Consider the following 21,182-nt stretch of genomic DNA (forward strand, 5'->3'; position numbering starts at 1 on the left):
CTCAAGCCTCCCCTCAGCGGAATTGCGGCATGACATGGCGCGAGAACAGGTCCAGCGACTGGTTGGCAAAGCCGATGCGCTGCTCGGTCAACGGCCCGTTGGTGAAGCCCATCAGCACGTTGCCGATGCCCAGCTGCTGGTGCTTGTGCAGCTCTTCGGCGACCTGCTCCGGGGTGCCGTGCAGGCACCAGGTCTTGATCCATTCCGGGCCGAAGCAGTCCGGGTGCGGGTGCAGCGACACGCCGCTGAGCACTTCGGCGCGCTTGTTGTAGTGGTACTCACGGTCGATGGCCTGCTTGTAGGCCTTGAGGATCTGCATCAGCTCGTCCTCCGCCTGCTCGGCGGTCGGCGCCAGGTGCACGCACTGGTAGGTGTGGGTGGTCCAGGACAGGCAATGCTCGATGACGTCCGGCGCATGCCCGGCGTCGTTGAGCGCATCGCGGTAGCGATGGAAGTACTTGGTCAGTTCCGCAAACGGATCGGCACTGGCGGCCACCGGCGGGGTGAACGCCGGGATGAACGCCGGCCAGCCCGAGTCGGCGGCACGCTGCATGCTGGTTTCGCGCAGGGCCACGGGCATGATGCGGTTGAACTTCTTCTGGTAGGCGGTCGGCACGATGCGCTGCACCACGGCGCCTTTGTAGTGGGCGGTCTCGAAGGTGATCGGATCGTCCTCGATCTCCTTGTCCCAGAGCCGCTGCACCAGGTCGAGGTTTTCCTGCAGCAGGGCCGAGGCGTTCTTGTAGTTGACGCCGAAGCCGATCATCTCCTCCGGCGTGGTGCCACTGCCCACCCCTACCAGCAGGCGCCCATCGGTGAGCTGGTCGAGCAGGTTGACCCGCTCGGCGAAACGCACCGGGTGGTGCAGCGGCACGGTGGTGACCGACATGCCGAAGTGCACGCGCTTGAGTTGCGCCGCCAGGTACGCCGCGAACATGAACGGGTCGCTGGACATCGGCGCGTAGCCGGTGAAGTGGTGGTCCGGCATGAACACTGCGTCGAAGCCCAGGCGCTCGGCGGCGCGGGCGTGGTCCACCAGGGCGTCCATGACGAAACGGTCTTGCTCGGGGGCGGTCGAGCGGCCGACCAGGAAGGCGGAGAAGCGCATCATGTTTGTCCTCTTGTTGTCATGATGAGACGGCTGGGGCGAAGGTCGGTTGCAGCCCTGCAACAGAATCAGAATTCGCATTCCAGTTTTCGAAGAGTAGTCAGCAATTGGACCGGGCGTCAATCGGGGGTTAACGAAAAAGTAGCCGCTAGCGCAGGTGAAAAACGCGAAAAAGCTCGAAATAGAGAGCCCGGGCCAGATGATGATGATTACAGAATGGCCGGCGCTCGCTGGTGCTCGCGCCCGAGAGGGGCCCATCCCGGTGACTGTCGAAAACTGAAGGCAATCTAGGTAGTATTTAGTGGCCTTGTGCCATTTCATCGAACCTCGCTCTTCACTTTCGGTAAAGCGGCCCTACTTTTCTACCCATGCCCTTGGAACGGTGACACGCAATGGATGCCAGCATTCAGAAGATCGAGCTCTACGGCCAATCCCTCGACACGACGCAGAGCAAACTCGAGACAAACCGGGTCAGACAAGCATTCGCGACGATTGCCGCGACGTGGTCGCGGAAAATCAATAGTGGGTTCCACGAGCTTTTTTCCAACCTGGATAGCCTCTACGAAAGCGGCGACGACCTGGCAGACGAGATCCGCAATCAGGCAATAGGTCAAAGTATCAAGCTCACCGTGGCTCACGGTATCTACGATATTGATGAAGAACGCTTCTATGACGTCTTCATGCAGCGCTATGACTCCTGGGACGATGACTTTGGCGTACTGACGGAGCAATACGAGGCTATCGTCGAGCGCTCTGCGGAGCTGGATGCGCATCGCACCAATCGCCGCCGCAGTCGCCGCCAATGGGTAGGCTACGGTTCAGAAAAGGCGGTATACGATGCTGACGCGAAAAACCTGATGTCCAACATTGGTCATGGTGTATTCAACCTCATGGCCAAAGGGGTGAGCGCACTCGGCGACTCGTTCAAGAAAGATGAGATTTTCAAGGACCCGGCAACGCGCAGGGCTTTTGCCGACGGCGCCAGCAATATCGTCAATGCGGCCTATCTGGCGACGCTCGATGCCATCAATGCCGATTCACCCGGGAAGTTGCACGGCTACTCGAAGGATGAGATCAGAAAGTCCCAGGCGATTGCCGAGAATATTGAGAAAGGCCTGATCCCCGACGATGCAGTGCTGATGTCGGCGATCAAGGCGATCAGTGTCTACCCCTACAACGACCGGATTTACCCGATCCTGCTGCGCAAATTCGGCGGTGATCAAGGACGGCTCGACGGTGTCGTGGAGTACTTCGGCATGAGCAGCCTGCTCGGAGAAAAACAAGCGTTGATCCAGGAGCAATTGCGCCAGTGCGACCTCGGTACGATAGAAAGTTTCAACGCCCGGCGACCGGAAATCGAGCGCTATGCGCACTTCATCTGCTATGAGGATTTCAACGAACACTGTGAGCGAGTGATCGCGAAAATTGTGGCGCGTGATTCTCAGGCAAGTGCGCGCTCTGCCGACTCACCCACGGTACCGGGTATTGCGAAACACAGCGACAGCGGATCGAGCGTGGCGACTGCCACCCAAGGCTTCAGGTCCAACGCCGACCACAAGTTCTACGTGGCACCGGACCTGCCTGTAAAGAAAATCCTGGCTTTTGAATCCAAAAACGCGCTGAACATTGCCAAGGACAAAGTGGTGGCGTACTTCGACGAAACGGTGTTCGGTTCTGGCGACAAGGGCGTCCTTGTGGATCTTGAGTATGTCTACGTGTACCTGCAATTCAAAGAGTCGCACCGCGTGCTGTTGGCCGATATCACCGACGTCAGCATCAGCGGACTGATGAACAAAAAACTGACGTTGGCCAAGCGCGACGGAACCCGAGTGGATGTGGTGCTCACCCAGAGCAACAAAGGCGCGACCAGCTTGAGCGAGGTCATTCTTGGGCTTGTGCGGTTGAAGAACCTGGCGGGAAACTGATTCATCAGGCCACCACTCACGGTTGGCCTGATGCTTTTAGACAATGTGAGGGCGCGGCCTGACGCCGCGCTTCAATCAAGGCAATAGGCATATTCAGACCCGAATAGCTCCACGCAGGGAATGGCAATGAACCTTCATGGTTGCCTGGGCTCAGTTCTCCTGAGAGCCTCTCTGCAAAGGACCGCCATGCCGCACACGCCTGCCACTGCCCTCCCCCCGGTCCGCGTCGAGCGCGAACTGAGCCCGCGGGCGGTGCTGACCGGCGCATTGCTGGGCATGCTGCTCACGCCCTCGAACGTGTACGCGGGCCTGAAGATCGGCTGGTCGTTCAACATGTCGATCATCGCCCTGCTGGTCGGTTTCGCCCTGTGGCAGGGCCTGGCGGCGCGCAGGCAAGCGCGCCCGGCGTGGACGCTGCACGAGAGCAACATCAACCAGACCGTGGCCTCGGCCGCCGCTTCGATCGTGTCCGGCGGGCTGGTGGCGCCGATCCCCGCCTATACCCTGCTCACCGGCCAGCAGCTGGACCCGGTGCCGATGATGGCCTGGGTGTTTTCCGTGAGCTTTCTGGGCATCTGGATCGCCTGGTACCTGCGCCCCGCCCTGCTCAACGACCCTGACCTGAAGTTTCCCGAAGGCATGGCGACCCTGGAAACGCTGCAGCAGATCTACAACCAGAGCAGCGAGGCCATGGCGCGGATCAAGGTGCTGTGCAGCGCCGCGCTGCTGGCGGGGCTGGTGAAATGGATCGATGGATTCGTCTGGGCGATCCCGCGCTGGGCGCCCACGCCCGCGCTCGAGCGCCTGACCTTCACCTTCGACCCGTCGCTGATGCTGATCGGCTTTGGCGGCATCATTGGCATCCGCGTCGGCCTGACGCTGCTGCTGGGCGCCGCGCTGGCCTGGGGCGGGCTGGCACCCTGGCTGATCGGACATGGCCTGGTGGTGCTGGCCCCGGACACCCATGGTCCGCAGTTCGCCGCGCTGGTTGAATGGCTGCTGTGGCCCGGTGTGAGCCTGATGGTATGTGCGACCCTGACGTCGTTGGCGGTGCGGCTATTCCATTTGCCAAGGCGATCACCCAACCGCCAGGCACCACGCGCCAGGCTGCGCATTACCCCCTGGCCTGCGTCGGGGCTGCTGCTGTCCATGGCGCTGGTCGTGACGTTACAGGTCCTGCTGTTCGGCATCGACGCGTGGATGGCGCTGCTGAGCCTTCCCCTTGCGGTATGCCTGGCCGTGGTCGCCGCGCGGGTGGTTGGCGCCACCGGTATCGCGCCGATTGGCGCCATCGGCAAGTTGTCGCAGTTGAGCTTCGGCCTGGTCGCCCCGGGCCAGGTGGCCATCAACCTGATGAGTGCCAACACCGCCGGTGGCGCGGCCGGGCAATCGACTGACCTGATGAACGACTTCAAGGTGGGCCTGGCGATCGGTGCGACGCCGCACAAGCAGTTGATTGCGCAATGCATCGGGATCTTCATCGGCAGCGTGGTGGGCGTGCTGGTTTACCTGATGCTGATACCGGATCCGCAGGCCCTGCTGCTGACCGAGCAGTGGCCTGCGCCGGCGGTGGCGACATGGAAGGCGGTGGCGCAGACGTTGACCCAGGGGCTGGGGGCACTGGCGCCGGAGCTGCGCTGGGCGATCGTCGTCGGCAGTGCGGTCGGGGTACTGCTGGGGGCGCTGGACAGCCTGCTGCCGCAGCGGACGGCGCGCTGGTTGCCGAGTACGGCGGCGTTGGGGTTGGCGTTTATCTTGCCGGCTTCGATCAGCTTGATGATGGGGCTGGGGGCGGTGGTTACCTGGGTGGTCGGATGGCGGTGCAAGAGCGTGGCGGAGCGGTTTGCGATTACTGCGGCGGCGGGGTTGATTGCCGGGGAGAGCATCGTGGGGGTGGGGGCATCGTTTTGGGAGATGGTTCGGGGGATATAGATGTGGCCATGGTGTCGCATGACCCTACCCGGCGCCATCGGGAGCGCCGTGGTAGAGCCTCTTGGCATTTATCGCTCTAGTCGTTCATTCGTGAAGCGGCCGCCCACCAATGGAAGAGTATCATCGCACTGCACAGGACAATGACTACCCAAGCCTCTACGATGCTGATTGGACCATGGGAAAAACCGAACAAACCTTCGCCCCCCATAATCGCCAGATAGAAACCCATCATGAACGTAAAGTAACAAGCAGCACACGCCAAAAGCCATCTGTTAGCCAAGTCACTCAAGATGTATCTTCTCACGATCAACCTGAAGATCACGTCACACACAATAAACAATACAAAGCCGAGCAGCTTCATTTTCCGACTTCATTGAGCAGTTGCATCAATGTCACACCAGCCGTGCCACCCTCGAACAACAAGCCTCTCTTTCCCAGCTGCCTGATCTTTAGCTCCTTATCGGCTTCCAGGTATCGAAACAGGCGCCAAGCCCCATTTTTGGGAACTTTGCGTGACCACCCCCACCCCGACATCAGTAGATCCGCACTGTAGTAAGCAATATTTCCTTCACGCTCACCGTAACCCAACTTTTTGGCAGCATCTTGGTATAACTCCCTCACTGGCCCTACGACATCGTTACGATTTTCATAAAGACCCCGACCGTTTTCATAGATGTTATTACTGCCATGCGCTATCAGTGGTGCGCCATGAAATACACATGTGGCACCGAGGCTACCCACGCAACTCGTCACGCCTGTAACAACTTGCGATATGCCACCGGCCATGCCGATAACTTGTTCGGCCATGCGGGGAGCTTCGGCAAGCAGGCTTTTCCCCTCCGCCTGTATAGCCTCCAGCCCCTCCTCCGGGCTGATCCGCCGCTGAGCCACATCATCCAGCACCCGCCGCGCGTAATAAGCCAGCTCCCGGTTGAACTGCATGCGCAACCTTCGATCCTGCAGATACCGCGCACTGACGCTGCAGCCGTAACTGATCAACCCGGAAGCCGCCGCATTCACCTCCCAGTACGCATGGTCCAACCGATCCCCATATTCCTCCTGCTGCTTCATGACAGCGGTTCCCAGGACGCATGCGCAGAGGTCCCGCCAGCATGGTGAAGCCAGCTGATCGTGCGATAGCGCAGGCTTACCCGCTCCACTGCGTCCTGGTCGGACAGCAGGACCGCATGGGGAACGACCATGTCCAGTTCGACGAGCACCGCGCCTTCCAGCTTGATGGTGAAGTACTTTTCCTGGTGGCCGGCGGGGTGGGTGCGGTAGAAGTGGAATACGCAATCGAGCACTTCCTGGCTGTCCATCGCCTGGCCCAGTAACGGGCTGGCCTTGTCGATCAGCTTGGTGAACGACACCGGCTGGTGAGTGGCGCGCAGGCTGTTTTCGGTGTTGATGATGCCTTGGCTGAAGTCCAGGAGGGTGATCTCGTCCTGGTGCGCCAGCTGACAGCGGGCCCCCATGGAAGGCTCCGTGTTGCAGCCTGCCGAGATCAGGCCTTGGCGCTCGCCGCTGATGATCAGGTAACCGTTGCTAGCCATGGGCTCTACTCCTTGTAAGTGAGTGGCCAAGGCTACCGAGGGTGGGAAGGGTTGTATGTCAGACCGCGTCTGAAGTTTTCAACCGGGTTTTAAACATCGCGCTTGGTTGGGGGTTAATGACAGCGGTAAACACATCGCACGCCATCTTCTACACGCTTTGTTTGGTTGATCTGTGCATGCTCAGAGGCTTCTGCAGGGAAATTTCCTACTCCAAACTCACAGAATCAGCGGTGGGTGGCACCGGCTTTGCCGGTGTTCGCGGCTAAAGCCGCTCCTACAGGGGGAGCGGGATTGAACCGCGAACACGGGTCAAGCCCGTGCCAGCGCTGGTATAGCTTCAGCAGATAGAGGACTGCTCCCACTTGGCCCGCGTCAGCGCGTAGCACTTCCAGAGCTTGGCAGCGTTTGACAGGTTCAGCTCCGCGTCATACAGATGCTCGGCGCCCAATTTCATCGTCGCCTTCTGGGAACGGATGTTTGTCGGCGCAATGTGGAAAAACACCCGGTCATACCGCTTGAATGCGTGCTCGACCATCAACCGCTTGAGCTCACGGTTGCTGTCGCCTCCCCAATGCGCCCTCACCAGAAACGTGAAGCCAATGGCGATGCTGTCGGGTTGATCCGGCGGCGTGTAGTAACTCGATCCACCAATCACGCGCCCCTGCTGGACGTCGATCACGGCAAGCGCCTTTCCTGTGGCCAGCAGCGAGGCGAAATAGGGCTCGAACACCGCCCGCTCGAAGCGATCCCTGGACGGGTGACCTTCCCAGATCTTCGGGTCGCCGGCGGCCTCCAGCATCGCCTCGAAATGAGACTGCGCGAGCGGTTCGAGCCTGAGCGTGTTTCCCGACAGCACGGGCTGGCAGTTGAAGTCCTTGTTCGACATGGTCTGTGTACACTCGCCTGTGTGGTTGGACGGCCGAGTCTACAGCCATGGCATGCCCAGGAAAGATCCAATCAGCGGCACTTGCGGGGTGCCAACACTCAGATCCAGACGTCGTTCAACGCCGTCCGCTCTCCCCCTTCATGGCCGGTATTGAGCACACCCCGCGGCTCGATCATCATCAGCTTCGCTTCCCCCTGCGCCGCCGTCCGGTGCTCCACGCCACGCGGTACCACAAACAACTCACCCGGCTGCACCTGCACGCAGCCCTCGGGCAGGTCGATACGCAACGTGCCTTCCAGCACCAGAAACGCTTCGTCGGTTTCCGGGTGCGAATGCCAGATGAATTCCCCTTCGATGCGCACCACCTTGAACTGGTAGTCGTTCATTTCCGCGACCACCCTCGGGCTCCACTGTTGCTCGATCAGTGAGGCCTTCTGGACCAGGTTCACAGGGTGCGATGTGTGTTGCTGATGCGCGTCGGTCATGTCCGATCCTCTCTAGGTTGGAGTGATCAGCCTATCGAAGCGAAGGCAGGCGCTCTTGTACGATCCTGCAAGTCAGCGGGTAGGCCGCAAGCGCTCCAGCCAGCGCATGGGCGACACGCCATAGCTGCGGGTGAAGTGGCGCGTCATGTGGCTCTGGTCGTGAAAGCCCGCAGCGAGGGCTGCGTCGACCAGGGTGAAGCCATCGAGGATCAGCCGGCGAAAAGAGTCCAGGCGCCGCAGGGTGACGAAGCGATAGGGGCTGGTGCCGTACAACGCCCGGAAGTCCCGCGACAGGCTCCACTGTTCACGCCCGCTGGCCTGCTCGAGCATCTCCAGGGTGATGCCCTGGTGCAGGTGCTCCATGATGAACGCCCGGGCGCGCTCGGCCGAGCGGTAATCCAGGCGCTTGCGACCGCGAGGCTTGCCGCCGACGGCACGCAGCGCCATGGCCAGGTCGTAGACGGCGTCCTGTTCTTCCAGGGTTTCCAAAGGGTGGTCCAATGCCTGCACGAAGGTTTCGCTGGCGCGGTACAGGCGCGGGTCGCTGGACAGCCCGCCGGCGATGAAGGGCAACGGCTCGCCGCCGAGCACGTTCTGGATCAGCGCAGGGTCGATGTAGGCCATGCGGTAGCGAAAGCCCGCCTCGGTGCCGGCCATGCCGTCATGCACTTCGTCGGGGTGCAGCACCAGGGTGTTGCCCGGTATGCCGTGGCGCAGGGTGCCCTTGTAGTGGAAGCTCTGCACGCCGGCGAGGGTGCGGCCGATCGAGTAGGTGTCGTGGCGGTGGGGGTCGTAGCCGTGGCTGCCGAACCAGGCTTCGATGCGCTCCACGCTGCCGGGGTGGGCGCTGCGGATGACCCAGTCGGAAACGGCTTTCCCCATCGATGCAATCCTTACCCAAGAAATCGGCAAGATGCCGAACAGTAGACCGATTCAAACCGGCGACGAGCTCGCTCAGCCCATGATGCGCGCTTTGAACAATGCAATCGAATGAGGGTCACGCAACTCCACACTGGTTTCCCGCCGCAAGGTCAGATCCGGTCCATCGGGCATGGCGCAATAGCGATAGTAACTGTGCGATAGCCAGTTCCAGCTTCCCACCGTTGCTATCTGGTCGTCGACCAGAAGCAACTTCTCGTGAGTACCCTCGGGCAGACGGATGACATTCTCATCACCCAGCTTGTCGCGATAAGCCAGGATAAGACCCGGCTCTCCATCATCCGCATTTTCATGCTGAACGTGGTTGTAGCCGTAATAAACGGTGACTGCCACACCCCGTTTCCGGGCCGCATGAAGCAACGTCAGGGGCGGATGATTGGAGCTGGAACCCTGACGAATCCAGGGCACCACCACCGTGAACGAATGCCTGCTCGACGCCACCAGCGATTCGAACGCCGTGATGTGCTGGCAGTCATGGTAATGCTTGACACCCTGAGCGCTGGCCTGCTCGAAAGAGGGACTTTGATGCTCCATGCTGACCAGGAACGAGGCGGCGCACATCTCCGTCATGCGTGCCAGGGACTTGCCCGCACTCAGCAGGCGTTGCTGGTTGCCGACAACGATGAACTGCTGCTTGGCCCGCGACACTGCCACGTTGACGAGATTGGGCTTGCTGTTCTGAAATGCATCGCGGTCGGTACGCTGGAAGATCACCGGGGAGTAGATGATCACTTCGAAGCCGACACCCTGGAACTGATGCACCGAGCCGATCTTGAGCGCCTGACGATGGCCAAGGCGTTCACCATAGGCCTTGATGAGCAGGTTCTTCTGGTTCGAGTAAGGGGTGATGATGCCCACATCCCGGGTCAGGTCGTACCCCGCTGCCTCCAGCTTGTCCAGCAGCGAACCGATGGCGTCCACTTCGTCCAGGTTGGTGTTCGGCATCGGGCCACGGCGGCCTTGAACACTGTAGAACATCAGGTTGAAGCCGCCCATCCTGGCACAGGCGGCCTGAATTCTTGGGGCAGGATCTGCGGTGCGCACTTGCACACCGCTGTACTCGGCAATGCTCATGAAAAGTGCAGCGATCGGCGCCTGGCAACGTCGGTGCTCGTCCAGCACGATGCCATTGCCAATATCGGTAACGCTGCCGGTCTGGGTGCCCGCCGCGCGATGATAGGCCGTGACCAACATCGGCGAGACCGCCTCGTACAGCGTGTTGGATTCGAAATACCGGGCTTTGAGCTTTTCCGCTGACGCTTTATCCAGGGACCGTATAGGTTCGATCTGCAAAGGGTCGCCGACTACGATCGCCCTTTGACTGCGCGCCAGCAGCGGAACCAGCGACTCCACAGACACCATGCCGGCCTCGTCCACCAGGCTGAGTGGGTATGGGACGAACCCATCCAGATCCTTCAACTTGTAGCCGGCCAACTTGTGCGTCGACACCAGGGTCGATGCCATGACCGGATAAGCCAGGGTGAGCAGCCGGTAAAACTCCTCCAGCTTGTCTTTCCATCGGTAAAAGCCGCTGTCTGGTTTGCCACTGAGCATGCTGCTCCATAGCAACAGCACCTGGCGCACCGACGCCTTCTCGCGCAACAATGCCTGCCAGAGGTATTCGATTGCACACTCGAACAGCGCGCGCTGTTGCTCGATGAAGCCCATACGCAGCAATTCGAATCGATCACCCTGGGGAAACTCGCCTTGCAACGCGTGCTTCGCCTCTTCATGGCGCGCCACATTGGCATTGCGCGATGCGAGTTCGACCAGGTCGATTGAAAGCTGCTTCAATGCCTGCTCCCGCTCCCGTTCTGCCTCGGTCTGCTGCCATCCCGCGGTTTTGATTTGCTGAACGGCATCCGCTTCAGCGAGTAATGTCTTGCGGTTGCGCGCAAGCTTCGCCAACTGATCATGGCCAAGATCCTCCAAGCCATAACCCGCGAAATCTTCTGGATAGACCTTGCACATGTGGTCCCTGGCCGCTCGATGCTCGCGGCCAAAACACTTGGCGACCAACCGCCCCAGCCAGCTCGTTGGATACTCGGCAAAATGGTCTTGAAGATTTTCGCTGAGTGAACAATCCAGCCACTCGCGGTAACGTTCCAGAGGAAACGGCGCGCCCACCAATTTGCCATAGCCGCCAGACAGCCATTTGCTGGCACGTGCGAAATCGGCCTTCTGCTCGTCGATCCGGGCGATCTCAGCATCACACTGCGCAGCCATGCCGGCGTCGCTCTCGGCGGGGAAGCCCAGTGCCGAACACCGTTCGGACACATCGTCCTTGAACTGCTTCAGCTGGCACTTGTAGTGTTCGGGCGAGGTGCCCTTGAACGGCAGATTCGCCACATCGAGCTGCTTGCTCAGCGCCTCGAACAGCGCCATCCGCTCATCGATGATGCGTTTGTGCTCGACGATGCTCGCGGCCAGCTCGTCCTGCCTGGCCTGATCGTGCAGCTCGGTATCGAACTCGTGCAGCAACGCGCTGACGCGCTGCAGCTCACGGGTTGTCTGGTCCTTGTCCCCGCCCTGGAAATACAGCCAGTTGAGGTTCGCAAGCGCTGCATCGTCGCGCAGGTCGTCGATGACATTTTCCACCGCCTTCTTGGCGGTAGAGGTGACGACAAGCCCGAGATTGCGGTCTTCGCCCGCCATGCAGGCCAGTGCCCGCTCAACGATCCGGCTGGCAATCAGCGACTTGAACAAGGTGGTCTTGCCCGTGCCTGGTGCGCCCTGGACAGCCAGCAACGAAGCGCCGCCAGCGACTTGGGCAAGCGCCATCATCTGCCCACGGCCCAAGGGGTATTCCCGCTCGAAGAGGCCATAGGGATAGCGCAGGGGCGACGCAGGCTCTGGGTCGGTACCGCCAGCGCGGTGCTCGATGTACTGCTTCAGTAATGGCGTTTGCTGAAGGTCAGGGCGTTGCAGCAGCAGCTTGTAGTCTTTCAACTGCTCCCTGGTGATGAAGTCGGAGTTGACTTCCGGGCTGATCACCGCGGTAAACGCCCGTTCCAGAGAGGCCGTCGCACCTCTGCCGGTGCTGGTGCCCAGGTCATCGAGACGCTTCTTTACCCAGTGCAGGAATGCCTTGAAAAGCGCAACGAAACCCTCTGGCGCATCGCCCATGCACGCCGCTGCGATACTCATCATGTGCCGCTCGGCACCCAGCTCCTGAACGTCGATATCCAGGTACAGACGGAACGCATCGATGTTCGGTGCGACATCGGCGCCTTGCTTGACAGGTACGGTCAACGGCGGCGACTGCTCGTCGATCCAGTGGTCTGGCAAGGAAAAGCGAAACAACGGAATGAAAAAGGTTTTCGACCCCTCCACCACGCGCAGCAGCGGAAAGCCAAGCTGAAGCGGTTCGGGGTGCACTGAGCCCTGCTCATCGGTCTTGGCGAAGCGCGCCTTGAGGGTGTCGACCTGAGCGGCGGACAGGGAAAAGCAGAACCCCTGATCGTTCTCCTGCAGGCTTTCGCTCCTGAGTTTGATCTGCTGATTTTCGTGGACATCAACTTCCTTGATCCGACTCTTGGCTATCCCGGCCGCTTCGACAAACGCACGCCAACCCTCCAGAACCTCCATGTCTTGCTGCTTGCCTTGCATTGACCTCATCCGGGCTTGAGCGAATATCGACGTGGATTCTACGACAAAGCCAGCTTCGTAGCACAAGGCCAGTCCCTGCCATCGCATCGAGGTGCTGCGCGTCTGGCTGAGAAAATTTAGGCCAGACGGCTAATGCAGGTCGCTGCGCAGGCATGGCATCATAAGGCCATCATCCGCGCACTGAGACTGAACATGGAACTGATTAGTCAAGAAAAGATCATGCAAGTCCTTGATTGGGCATATGAAAGATCCGTGAATGGCTTCACCGGCCTGGACTCTGCCGAAGAGCTCGCCGCCAGCTACGCCGAAGAAGACTGCTCTGCCTACGATCAAGCCAATTCCCTGATTCGCTGGCAGAACACCAAATCGGCCACTTCCGGTTTCATTACTGGCCTGGGCGGGTTGATTACCCTGCCCGTCGCGCTGCCTGCCAACATCACCAGCGTGCTGTTCGTGCAGATCCGCATGATCGCCGCCATTGCCCACCTGGGCGGTTACGACGTCAAGGACGACAAGGTCAAGGCCCTGGTGTTCGCCTGCCTCACCGCCAACTCCGCCAAGGAAGTGCTGAAAGACATCGGTATCGTCGTGGGCAACAAGCTTGCGATGAACGCCGTGAAGTCGATCTCGGGCAAAACCCTGATCGAGATCAACAAAAAGGTCGGCTTCAAACTGTTCACCAAATTCGGTGAGAAAGGTGTGATCAACCTGGGTAAAGCCGTGCCCCTGCTGGGCGGCCTGATTGGCGGAAGTTTCGACGCCTATACCACCAACGCCATCGGCAACGTGGCGCGCGATACCTTTACACCTAAAGAAGTGGCGTCGGCCTGACGATTGCGGGTTGGTGCAGTGGCGGTGCGCCCGCTCCGCCACGGCCTGACCACAGCAAGCACTGCACGGTTACATCACCCTCTACCACGCAAGGAGCACGCCCGTGACCCTGGATGAGTTCGTACAAATTCTGGAAACCCACTTTGCCCCCAAGGCACGTGACATCACGCGTTTTGCGAGTACCGGCTACTCCTTCGAGGAGTGGTTCAACTGGGAGCTGTTCAGCGCCTTTACCGCCCGCGCATTCGGCTGCCTGCCCAAGCCGGGTTACAAGGCACATTTTGCCGAGCACGCGGCGGCCCAGTTGGGCGACCTGGTGATCCGTGCGAAAGATGAAACTCCGTGGCTGGTCGAAACATCGCTGGTGCATAAATTCACCCAAAGCAAATGGAAAGCCAAGATCACGGAAGACCGGGCAAAACTTCAAGGCGCTGTTGGCGAAGGCGTGCGGAAGGTGCAGTTGATGGTGTTGTGCAGCGATGTTGAGACCGACCTTCAGGGCAAGTGGGGCTACTGGTTCGAGGAGATGCCCTTCTGGCCCACGCCGGATGCGAAGTTGTGCTTGGGGGATGGCGAGCTGGGCGAAGTGTGCCTGCTGCTTTGGGAAGTGGCCTGACGACGTGTATAGCTGGCGGCGGTCAGATACGCGTTACCGACCCTCGCCAGCATGCAACCTTACTCTCAGTTCCCTTTTCGCTTGAGTTTCACAAGCTCTTCAGCAGGCTCTGCCTGGAAGGGAGGTAGGCCTCCAGAGACGCGATGACGCGACTCGAAGAACATTTAACGCATGCCATTGCCTCATGAATCGCCTTCTTGACCATACGCAAATCCTCCATAGTGACTGTTGACAGATAAGAAATAGCTTCCGAAATCATAAAACCTGCAAGAAAACTTGTAGGACCCATAAACAGGAAAACCAAGCCTGCCATCATCAGTCTCAGGAGGCCACCTCTGAGAGACGTAGTTGCTCAATACGTTTCGGCGTTGGGGATGTTACCAGAAGCCCCCGGTAAAACCGAATATTCAAAAAGCCCGTTACACGACACGTATCTGCGAAAAACCCAAGACCTCGGCCTGAGCCATTACTTCCTCAGGCCTGGCATCGGCGGGCGGCAGAACCAGGTTGTTCTCGCCATCACCGAAGTGCAGCAGCATCACATGAAGTGCTGCCTCGTGAAGATCCAGCGCAGCCTGCTTCAGTTCGAAGGTGTGCGTGGATGGCTGGCCATTGAGCAGGTAGCAAACGGTGAACGCAGACATGAGCACCTCGAAAAACGGATAAGCGACTCACTACCTGACCGGCTGGGCAAAAATTAATTCCGGCGACCGCGCTGCCTTGAGGTTGACCCCACTGCCCCTGATACAGTCGGATCTCAACCCGGAAGCCACGGTGGTAGCAAGGGAGGCCCTATTGATCCAGAATCGGTCACTTGGCTCTAGCAAGGACGCCCCATGCTCACCACCCTCGCCATCGGCAACTACCGCTCGATCAACCACCTGGTCCTTCCCCTGGGCCAACTCAACCTGGTCACCGGCGCCAACGGCAGCGGCAAGTCCAACCTCTACAAAGCCCTGCGCCTGCTGGCCGAAACCGCCCAGGGCGGGGTGATCGAAGCCCTCGCCCGCGAAGGCGGCCTGGACTCGACCTGGTGGGCCGGCCCGCAAGCCAGCGCGCGGATGAAGCGCGGCGAGGTGCCGATCCAGGGCCAGCACCCGAGCGAGGTCAAGCGCCTGCGCCTTGGCTTCGCCACCGAGGATTTCGGCTTCGCCATCTCCCTCGGCCTGCCGCTGCCGCTGCCCTACCCGACCGCCTTCAGGCTCGACCCCGAGATCAAGTGCGAAGCCATCTGGGGCGCCGGCGCCTACCGCCCCGCCTCGCTGCTGGTCGAACGCCGGAACGCCATGGTGCGCGCCCGCGAAGGCAACAGCTGGACGGTGCTCGACCAGCATGCCGACAGCGCCGAGAGCTTTTTCAACATCGTCGGCCGCCCCCGCCAGGCGCCGGAGATCGGGGAGATTCGCGCGTTCATCAACAGCTGGCGGTTCTACGATCACTTCCGCATCGACCGCGACGCACCCTGCCGCCAGCCCCAGCTCGGCACCCGCTCGCCGGTGCTGCACCACGACGGCCGCAACCTTGCCTCGGCGCTGCAGACCATCATCGAGATCGGTGAGGTCGAAGACCTGGTCGCTGCGCTGGAGGACGCCTTCCCCGGCAGCCGTCTGGAGATCGACGCACCACCGGGCGGGCTGTTCAGCGTGCGGCTCCATCAGCACGGGCTGCTGCGCCCGCTGGGCGGGGCCGAGCTGTCGGACGGGACACTGCGTTATCTGTTGCTGATGGCTGCGCTGCTGACGCCACGGCCGCCGTCGCTGATGGTGCTCAACGAACCGGAGACCAGCCTGCATGTCGACCTGCTGCCGGCGCTGGCGCGGTTGATCATTCGGGCTTCGCAGAGGAGCCAGGTGTGGGTGGTGTCGCACAGCCGGGCGTTGATCGAGGCGTTGACGGCGTGTGAGGGGTGCAATGTGCTGGAGCTGGAAAAGAGCCAGGGTCAAACCGAGCTGCGAGGGGTTGGCTTGCTGGATGAACCGCTCTGGCGATGGCATGACTGAGGCAGGGTTCGACGCTCGGCCGACTCCATGACGCCAAAAAGTGTGTGCAAATGTAAAAATTATAGTGGCACTCTGCCTCATCAATCGGCAAAATCCACACGCTCCCAATGGATTTCAAGGACCGGTTCCGATGACATGGCCAGTCACGCTGCACCTCGACAGCGCCGCCTATCCGCTCAGCGTTGTGCAACGCGCCGCGTATGCCTTGGCCGGCACCATCGCGATCCAGATCGCTACTGAAGCCAGCCAGATCAGCCTCACGGCCTTGCCCGCTGAAGCCAAGCTGACGCTTTCCCCGCAGGAGGCGCACTCGCTGATCCTTCAGCACTTGAACGACTTCGCCCTGCGTGATCACATCAACCGCGAAACGGCGGGGTTGCGCGAAGTACTGGCGCGGGCGGCGTTGGCTGGATGTGGGATCGCGCAGTGACAGTCATCGCGACCGACGCCAAGCGCTACCGCTTGCTGCCCTTGCGTTTCATGCGCATGAACACGGGGCATGATCGAGACATCCTGCTCACCGCCGATACGGGCGAGTACATGCACGTGAACGATGCTCAGCTACGTGCCCTCTGTTACTTCGACGTTGAACCAGGTACGGCTTTCTACAAGGACTTGCTCGCCCGTCACTTCATCCAGGAGCCTGGCCGCCACGACCCGTTTCCGGAGATGGCCGCGCAATATCGCAGCCGCAAGGACTTCCTGTTCCAGGGCCCGGCACTGCACCTGTTCGTTGTGACGCTGCGCTGCAACCACACCTGCCAGTACTGCCAGGTGTCGCGTGCCCCGCTGGGCGGAGCGGGACACGACCTGTCGGAAGCGGACGCAAGGGCTGCTGTCGATCGCCTGTTCGAATCGAACGCCCACGCCCTGACCGTGGAGTTTCAAGGAGGCGAGCCGCTTCTGGCCTTCGCGCGCGTGCGCCAGATTGTCGAATGGGTGGTTGAGCGGAACGTGGTCGAGCAGCGGGATATCCAGTTCGTCATCACCACTACGCTGCACCATCTGACAGACGAAATTCTCGACTTCGCAGAACAGCATCGCATCCAGTTTTCCACCTCGCTCGATGGGCCGGCGCCCTTGCACAACGCCAATCGCCCTACCCCGTCACGGGATTCCTACGCGCGCACGGTGGAAGGCATCCAGAGGGTCCGCGAGCGTCTTGGTCATGACGCGGTTTCGGCGCTGACCACCCTGACGTCAAGAAGCCTCGAACAACCCGAAGCGATCATCGACGAGTATGTAAAGCTGGGCTTCTCCAGCATCTCGCTGCGGCCGCTGAGCCCTTACGGCTTCGCCACCAAGAGTGCCCATCGGCTGGATTACCCGATCGAGCGATACCTTGCCTTCTACCAGAAGGCACTGGCCTACCTGCTGGAGATCAACCAGCAGGGCGTATACCTGTCGGAGAGTTACACGAGCCTGCTCCTGAAGAACATGCTCACGCCTTTTTCTTCGGGCTATGTCGATTTGCGCTCCCCCGCCGGAGCAGGTACGGCGGCGCTGGTCTACAACTACGACGGTTACGTCTACCCCTCTGATGAAGCGCGCATGTTGCTGGAGATGGGCGAAGACGGCTTGAAGCTTGGTAGCGTCCAGCAACCCTTGCCCGAGTTGCTGGCATCGCCCGTCATGCAGGCGCTGCTTGCCAGTGGTGTGGCAGAGGCCTTGCCCGGCTGCTCGGACTGCGCACTGGTCCCGTACTGCGGCGCGGACCCGGTCGAACATTTCGCACGCCAGGGTGACCCGATCGGACACCGGGCGTTCAGCAGCTTCTGCAAGAAGAACATGGGGTTGTTGAAACATCTGTTCGGCCTGCTTCGCGATGGCGACGACAACGTGCAGCGGGTGCTGTTGTCCTGGTTGAACAGGCGCGCTTACAGCGATGTTCGCCTCCCGGGTTACAGGGGCTGATGGCGATGCTGCGCAAAGATACCCACTTTGAAATCCAGCACCTGCATGAGCCAAGACTGCTCAAGGTCATTACCTTGGAGGAGTTCATCGAACAAGGCCTGGCCGTGTGTGCCGGCAGTGCCGACTTTGGTGACCTGCTGCTGTGGCTGCCAAATGCGCAACGGCAGCGAAGCCCGCACTTGCTCTCCTTGCCGGTGGGCGGTTTTCTGACCCCGGAGCCGTTGTTTGGCGACTTCACGAACGAGCGGCTGCACCTGCATAGCCCTAAAGATGCCGATGTCGTGCAACCCGGCGATGTCGTTGCCATCACACCCGGCAACCCACTGGTGCGCGTGCTCTATCGACGAGGCTCGGACAGCAACCTGCTGTTCATGACCGATCGTTGCAACAGCCTCTGCCTGATGTGCTCGCAGCCGCCGAAGGATGTCGATGACCGCTGGCACATCGAGGAAAACCTTCGCTTGATCGACTTGATGGACCCGGTCGAGGAGAACCTGGGCATCAGCGGCGGCGAGCCAACGCTGTATCGCGAAGGCCTGCTGGAAATCCTCGCCAAGTGCAAAGCCGTTCTGCCACAGAAGTCCGTCCATGTGCTCAGCAACGGGCGCTTGTTCAAGGATCCGAGCTGGATCGCGGCGCTCGCCGCCATCGACCACCCGCAGTTGAGCTGGGGCATTCCGCTGTATGCCGACAATGCCGAAGACCATGACCATGTGGTGCAGGCCCCAGGCGCGTTCAGCGAAACCCTGCAGGGCCTGTACAACCTGGCCCGCGCCAGGCAGATCATCGAGATACGCGTGGTGCTCAGCCGCCTGACCACGCCTCGCTTGCCCGAGCTGGCGCACTACGTGTTCAGGAACCTGCCCTTCGTGCGGCATGTTGCGCTGATGGGCATCGAAAGCACCGGCCTCGCCAGGAAGCACTACGAAACACTGTGGATCGACCCACTGGACTATCAGGACGCGTTGAGCCAGGCCGCGTACTTCCTGTTCAACCGTGGGGTGCCGGTCTCTATCTACAACCTGCCCCTGTGCCTGATCCCTCCCCACCTCTCGCGTTTCGCCCGCCAGAGCATCTCGGACTGGAAGAACCTGTTCATCGATGCCTGCCAGCAATGCGCTGCCGTCGAACATTGCTCCGGCTTCTTCAAATCCCACACCGACCGCTGGCAGAGCCGCGGCGTACAACAACTATCGACCGAGGCCTTTAGCGCCTACGCAAGGAGTGCACTGTGAAACTGCTAGACCGCTGGAAAGTCCTGATCAGTGGCATCAGCCTGCTGCCGATGGCAGGTACCACCCTGGCGCAGGCCAGCCACATGCCGCTCGCCGATGCGAACTGGCAGCCTGCCGACAAGTTGCAGCCGCCGGTGTTCGCCAATACGCTCAACGCGCCAGACGCCGTCAACATCTATGCGGCGCATCGCTCGCACAGCTCTCATAGCTCCCACAGCTCGCACAGTTCTCACTACAGCAGCTCGGGTGGCAGCTATAGCTCGCCTCGCTACTACAGCCCGCCCGCTACCAGTACCCGCAGCTACAGTGCGCCGAGCACTTCGAGCAGCACATCAAGCAACAGCCTTTATCAGTCGTCTGGCACCACCAGCGGAGCACGTTCGAGCACCTCAGGTACACGTGCGACCAACGAACAGAAAAGCAACCTGGTCACCCGTGTGCAGACCGCGCTTATGGTGCGCCAGTATTACCAGGGCACTATTGATGGGGTGATGGGCAAGGCGACACGGGGAGCGCTGATGGCCTTTCAGATGGACAGTGCACTGAGCGTGAATGGCCGGATGGATACGCCATCGCTGAATGCGTTGGGGATCAAGATTCCATAAGCCGCTTCAGGTTGATCAGCAGATGACGGCAGCACAGCACCCCGTTCGATTCGCACCCTGGGTGGGCGCCCGCTACACCGAAGGCGTCCATGGCTTGCGCGTGCTGTTGGTGTGCGAATCTCACTACGGTAGCAAGGAACATGAGCGCCCGACCGTTACTGCGGAAATCATCAAGGCACTTGCACTGAGGCAGGTGCATCCCCAGGCGACTGGCAAGCTGCGCAAGCATGCGCACTTTGCGAAGATCAGAACCGCGGTCAGCAAAGCGAAGCCTGGTGGCGCAAGCCTCGGCAGGCAGGCATTCTGGGACACCGTCGCCTACTACAACTACTTGCAGGAGTTTGTCAGTGCCAGCCGCAAGGCCCCGCCTCGCGACGCATGGGAACGGAGCAGAACTGCCTTTTCGCAGGTAGTGGAGGTGTTGGCACCGGAACTGATTGTGTGTTTCAGCATTCGCAATGGGGAGCAGATCTGCAAGCTGTCGACTGGGATTCCAGTTGCAGTGGTGAACCATCCTTCGTCACGGTTTGCGTACAGCACGGTAGTGCCAGTTATTGCCAAGCAGATCGAGGTAGCACTTTCACGCGTTGACCATGCATCTGCCTTCATCACCAGCCCCTTCTATGAGGCTTGGCGCGGGGCCACGATGTCTGCCCTTCCAACCCCTGGCTCCCATCTTTCCGGACTGAATGCGAATGAACTGCGTCAGGCTCGACAAGCAGCAATGAAGGTTGTAGACGAGCTCCACTCACGCCCCCATCGCTGCTCGGCCACCTAGCGCTTCTTTTTTCGGCGCTTTTTGCCTGCCACTTGTTGTCGACTTTTTTGGAAAACCAATTTATTCCATTTTTCAGCCTGGGGTTCCATTTCTCGATAGATACCGCGGCTTAGTGGAAATGATTCGAGAACCTCAACAATTACTGGTGAAATTTCCATTCGCTGCTTTTTCAGAATGAACACCATTTGGTGAGCAAAAATACACCAGCAAAATGAGCTCAAAAGCAACGTGCACTGAATCCATAATGACGCTTTGGCCGAAAACTCATTGGAACTTATTTTTACAAGGTAATAAGCATAAATGCTTAAATTGATAAAAAACAAGAATAGAAGCGCGCGCGTCATTGCAATAGGCAGCCTATTACCAGCAACCTTCCGAGCCTTCAAACTTTGAAGTGCGATGAAGGTCGAATATAGAAAAGGCGCCCCAGTGTAGCCAATATCTATATTCGACAAGCTGTACGCAGTCGAAGAAAGCATCAAAATGACGCCCAACCCTACTGCCAAAATTAGGGTGCTTTTGATGTCGGTTTTCAATTCTCCGTAGAATTCACACATGTAAGGAGAGTTACTCCCACGCATGGCGCGGATAAAGTCATAGGTGTAGAGTGCACCTGTCATCCAGGAAATGGATATTACTGAAAAAAACATGAACTGCCACCACGACTGCTGCGGGAAGCTGAATTGCCAAATAGTGGAAATCCCGAGGGGTATAAGAATTAAAAATTTCATCAGTGTAAAGAGTTTCCGCTGTCAGTCATTTGTTC

At 59.9% G+C, this 21,182-nt stretch carries 19 protein-coding genes and 1 other RNA gene; 10 read left to right on the forward strand and 10 right to left on the reverse strand.

Annotated features, from left to right (window positions below):
• Positions 1 to 13: 13 nt before the first annotated feature.
• On the reverse strand, positions 14 to 1,111 hold the full coding sequence (locus ACIP21_RS25915; RefSeq protein WP_400693923.1) for an LLM class flavin-dependent oxidoreductase: 1,098 nt from the start codon (positions 1,109 to 1,111) through the stop codon (positions 14 to 16).
• Between the two features lie 389 nt (positions 1,112 to 1,500).
• On the opposite strand from ACIP21_RS25915, the gene ACIP21_RS25920 reads away from it, so the two are divergent.
• Complete coding sequence (locus ACIP21_RS25920) at positions 1,501 to 3,033, forward strand: hypothetical protein (RefSeq protein ID WP_400693925.1); 1,533 nt, start codon at positions 1,501 to 1,503, stop codon at positions 3,031 to 3,033.
• Positions 3,034 to 3,219: 186 nt separating this feature from the next.
• Complete coding sequence (locus ACIP21_RS25925) at positions 3,220 to 4,965, forward strand: OPT family oligopeptide transporter (RefSeq protein WP_400693928.1); 1,746 nt, start codon at positions 3,220 to 3,222, stop codon at positions 4,963 to 4,965.
• A gap of 357 nt (positions 4,966 to 5,322) precedes the next feature.
• Here ACIP21_RS25925 and ACIP21_RS25930 read toward each other — a convergent pair whose 3' ends face one another.
• The 6 genes from ACIP21_RS25930 to ACIP21_RS25955 all read right to left on the reverse strand — a co-directional run bounded on the left by ACIP21_RS25930 (position 5,323) and on the right by ACIP21_RS25955 (position 12,437).
• Entirely contained in the window at positions 5,323 to 6,036 is a 714-nt protein-coding gene (locus tag ACIP21_RS25930) for a DUF4225 domain-containing protein (RefSeq protein ID WP_400693931.1), read from the reverse strand.
• A complete protein-coding gene (locus tag ACIP21_RS25935; RefSeq protein ID WP_400693934.1) occupies positions 6,033 to 6,518 on the reverse strand; it encodes an Hcp family type VI secretion system effector in 486 nt (161 codons plus the stop codon). Before ACIP21_RS25935 ends, ACIP21_RS25930 begins: the two co-directional genes overlap by 4 nt.
• Positions 6,519 to 6,855: 337 nt before the next feature.
• A complete protein-coding gene (locus tag ACIP21_RS25940; RefSeq protein ID WP_400693937.1) occupies positions 6,856 to 7,404 on the reverse strand; it encodes a GNAT family N-acetyltransferase in 549 nt (182 codons plus the stop codon).
• 98 nt (positions 7,405 to 7,502) lie between these two features.
• Positions 7,503 to 7,889, reverse strand: a complete 387-nt coding sequence (locus tag ACIP21_RS25945) for a cupin domain-containing protein (protein ID WP_400693940.1) — start codon at positions 7,887 to 7,889, stop codon at positions 7,503 to 7,505.
• A gap of 72 nt (positions 7,890 to 7,961) precedes the next feature.
• A complete protein-coding gene (locus tag ACIP21_RS25950) occupies positions 7,962 to 8,771 on the reverse strand; it encodes an AraC family transcriptional regulator (protein WP_400693942.1) in 810 nt (269 codons plus the stop codon).
• 72 nt (positions 8,772 to 8,843) lie between these two features.
• Positions 8,844 to 12,437: an AAA domain-containing protein gene (locus tag ACIP21_RS25955; protein WP_400693945.1), complete on the reverse strand. Its 3,594-nt coding sequence runs from the start codon at positions 12,435 to 12,437 to the stop codon at positions 8,844 to 8,846.
• Positions 12,438 to 12,629: 192 nt separating this feature from the next.
• On the opposite strand from ACIP21_RS25955, the gene ACIP21_RS25960 reads away from it, so the two are divergent.
• Together ACIP21_RS25960 and ACIP21_RS25965 are read left to right on the forward strand one after the other, a co-directional pair.
• Positions 12,630 to 13,268: an EcsC family protein gene (locus ACIP21_RS25960; protein ID WP_400693947.1), complete on the forward strand. Its 639-nt coding sequence runs from the start codon at positions 12,630 to 12,632 to the stop codon at positions 13,266 to 13,268.
• 103 nt (positions 13,269 to 13,371) lie between these two features.
• Positions 13,372 to 13,884: a hypothetical protein gene (locus tag ACIP21_RS25965; protein WP_400693949.1), complete on the forward strand. Its 513-nt coding sequence runs from the start codon at positions 13,372 to 13,374 to the stop codon at positions 13,882 to 13,884.
• A gap of 300 nt (positions 13,885 to 14,184) precedes the next feature.
• On the opposite strand, the gene ACIP21_RS25970 is transcribed toward ACIP21_RS25965, so the two are convergent.
• An RNA gene (locus tag ACIP21_RS25970) (hammerhead ribozyme type II) lies at positions 14,185 to 14,252 on the reverse strand.
• Between the two features lie 51 nt (positions 14,253 to 14,303).
• Positions 14,304 to 14,528: a hypothetical protein gene (locus ACIP21_RS25975; protein WP_400693952.1), complete on the reverse strand. Its 225-nt coding sequence runs from the start codon at positions 14,526 to 14,528 to the stop codon at positions 14,304 to 14,306.
• Between the two features lie 192 nt (positions 14,529 to 14,720).
• Between ACIP21_RS25975 and ACIP21_RS25980 the strand changes: the two genes are divergently transcribed.
• The 6 genes from ACIP21_RS25980 to ACIP21_RS26005 all read left to right on the forward strand — a co-directional run bounded on the left by ACIP21_RS25980 (position 14,721) and on the right by ACIP21_RS26005 (position 20,416).
• Positions 14,721 to 15,884, forward strand: coding sequence for an AAA family ATPase (locus ACIP21_RS25980; protein ID WP_400693955.1), 1,164 nt, complete (start codon positions 14,721 to 14,723; stop codon positions 15,882 to 15,884).
• Between the two features lie 130 nt (positions 15,885 to 16,014).
• Positions 16,015 to 16,314 (forward strand): His-Xaa-Ser system protein HxsD, encoded by a 300-nt coding sequence (hxsD, locus tag ACIP21_RS25985; RefSeq protein WP_400693958.1) that lies wholly within the window; start codon positions 16,015 to 16,017, stop codon positions 16,312 to 16,314.
• Positions 16,311 to 17,798 (forward strand): His-Xaa-Ser system radical SAM maturase HxsB, encoded by a 1,488-nt coding sequence (hxsB, locus tag ACIP21_RS25990; protein WP_400693961.1) that lies wholly within the window; start codon positions 16,311 to 16,313, stop codon positions 17,796 to 17,798. Before hxsD ends, hxsB begins: the two co-directional genes overlap by 4 nt.
• Positions 17,798 to 19,033, forward strand: a complete 1,236-nt coding sequence (gene hxsC, locus ACIP21_RS25995; RefSeq protein ID WP_400693963.1) for a His-Xaa-Ser system radical SAM maturase HxsC — start codon at positions 17,798 to 17,800, stop codon at positions 19,031 to 19,033. Before hxsB ends, hxsC begins: the two co-directional genes overlap by 1 nt.
• Positions 19,030 to 19,638, forward strand: coding sequence for a His-Xaa-Ser repeat protein HxsA (gene hxsA / locus ACIP21_RS26000; protein WP_400693965.1), 609 nt, complete (start codon positions 19,030 to 19,032; stop codon positions 19,636 to 19,638). The genes hxsC and hxsA overlap by 4 nt, the downstream gene beginning before the upstream one ends.
• A gap of 94 nt (positions 19,639 to 19,732) precedes the next feature.
• Complete coding sequence (locus ACIP21_RS26005) at positions 19,733 to 20,416, forward strand: hypothetical protein (protein WP_400693968.1); 684 nt, start codon at positions 19,733 to 19,735, stop codon at positions 20,414 to 20,416.
• Here ACIP21_RS26005 and ACIP21_RS26010 read toward each other — a convergent pair.
• Complete coding sequence (locus tag ACIP21_RS26010; protein WP_400693970.1) at positions 20,413 to 21,066, reverse strand: hypothetical protein; 654 nt, start codon at positions 21,064 to 21,066, stop codon at positions 20,413 to 20,415. The two genes, ACIP21_RS26005 and ACIP21_RS26010, sit on opposite strands and share 4 nt — an antisense overlap.
• Between the last annotated feature and the right edge of the window lie 116 nt (positions 21,067 to 21,182).

Source organism: Pseudomonas sp. NPDC089401 (genome assembly GCF_044749485.1).
GTDB lineage: Bacteria > Pseudomonadota > Gammaproteobacteria > Pseudomonadales > Pseudomonadaceae > Aquipseudomonas.

Coding starts and splice junctions, on each gene's coding strand:
- ACIP21_RS25950 (WP_400693942.1), bottom strand. CDS start 8,771: ATGGGGAAAGCCGTTTCCGACTGGGTCATCCGCAGCGCCCACCCCGGC.
- ACIP21_RS25935 (WP_400693934.1), bottom strand. CDS start 6,518: ATGGCTAGCAACGGTTACCTGATCATCAGCGGCGAGCGCCAAGGCCTG.
- ACIP21_RS25915 (WP_400693923.1), bottom strand. CDS start 1,111: ATGATGCGCTTCTCCGCCTTCCTGGTCGGCCGCTCGACCGCCCCCGAG.
- ACIP21_RS25975 (WP_400693952.1), bottom strand. CDS start 14,528: ATGTCTGCGTTCACCGTTTGCTACCTGCTCAATGGCCAGCCATCCACG.
- ACIP21_RS25955 (WP_400693945.1), bottom strand. CDS start 12,437: ATGCAAGGCAAGCAGCAAGACATGGAGGTTCTGGAGGGTTGGCGTGCG.
- hxsC (WP_400693963.1), top strand. CDS start 17,798: ATGGCGATGCTGCGCAAAGATACCCACTTTGAAATCCAGCACCTGCAT.
- ACIP21_RS25980 (WP_400693955.1), top strand. CDS start 14,721: ATGCTCACCACCCTCGCCATCGGCAACTACCGCTCGATCAACCACCTG.
- ACIP21_RS25930 (WP_400693931.1), bottom strand. CDS start 6,036: ATGAAGCAGCAGGAGGAATATGGGGATCGGTTGGACCATGCGTACTGG.
- ACIP21_RS26010 (WP_400693970.1), bottom strand. CDS start 21,066: ATGTTTTTTTCAGTAATATCCATTTCCTGGATGACAGGTGCACTCTAC.
- ACIP21_RS25940 (WP_400693937.1), bottom strand. CDS start 7,404: ATGTCGAACAAGGACTTCAACTGCCAGCCCGTGCTGTCGGGAAACACG.
- ACIP21_RS25920 (WP_400693925.1), top strand. CDS start 1,501: ATGGATGCCAGCATTCAGAAGATCGAGCTCTACGGCCAATCCCTCGAC.
- ACIP21_RS25925 (WP_400693928.1), top strand. CDS start 3,220: ATGCCGCACACGCCTGCCACTGCCCTCCCCCCGGTCCGCGTCGAGCGC.
- ACIP21_RS25945 (WP_400693940.1), bottom strand. CDS start 7,889: ATGACCGACGCGCATCAGCAACACACATCGCACCCTGTGAACCTGGTC.
- ACIP21_RS25960 (WP_400693947.1), top strand. CDS start 12,630: ATGGAACTGATTAGTCAAGAAAAGATCATGCAAGTCCTTGATTGGGCA.
- hxsD (WP_400693958.1), top strand. CDS start 16,015: ATGACATGGCCAGTCACGCTGCACCTCGACAGCGCCGCCTATCCGCTC.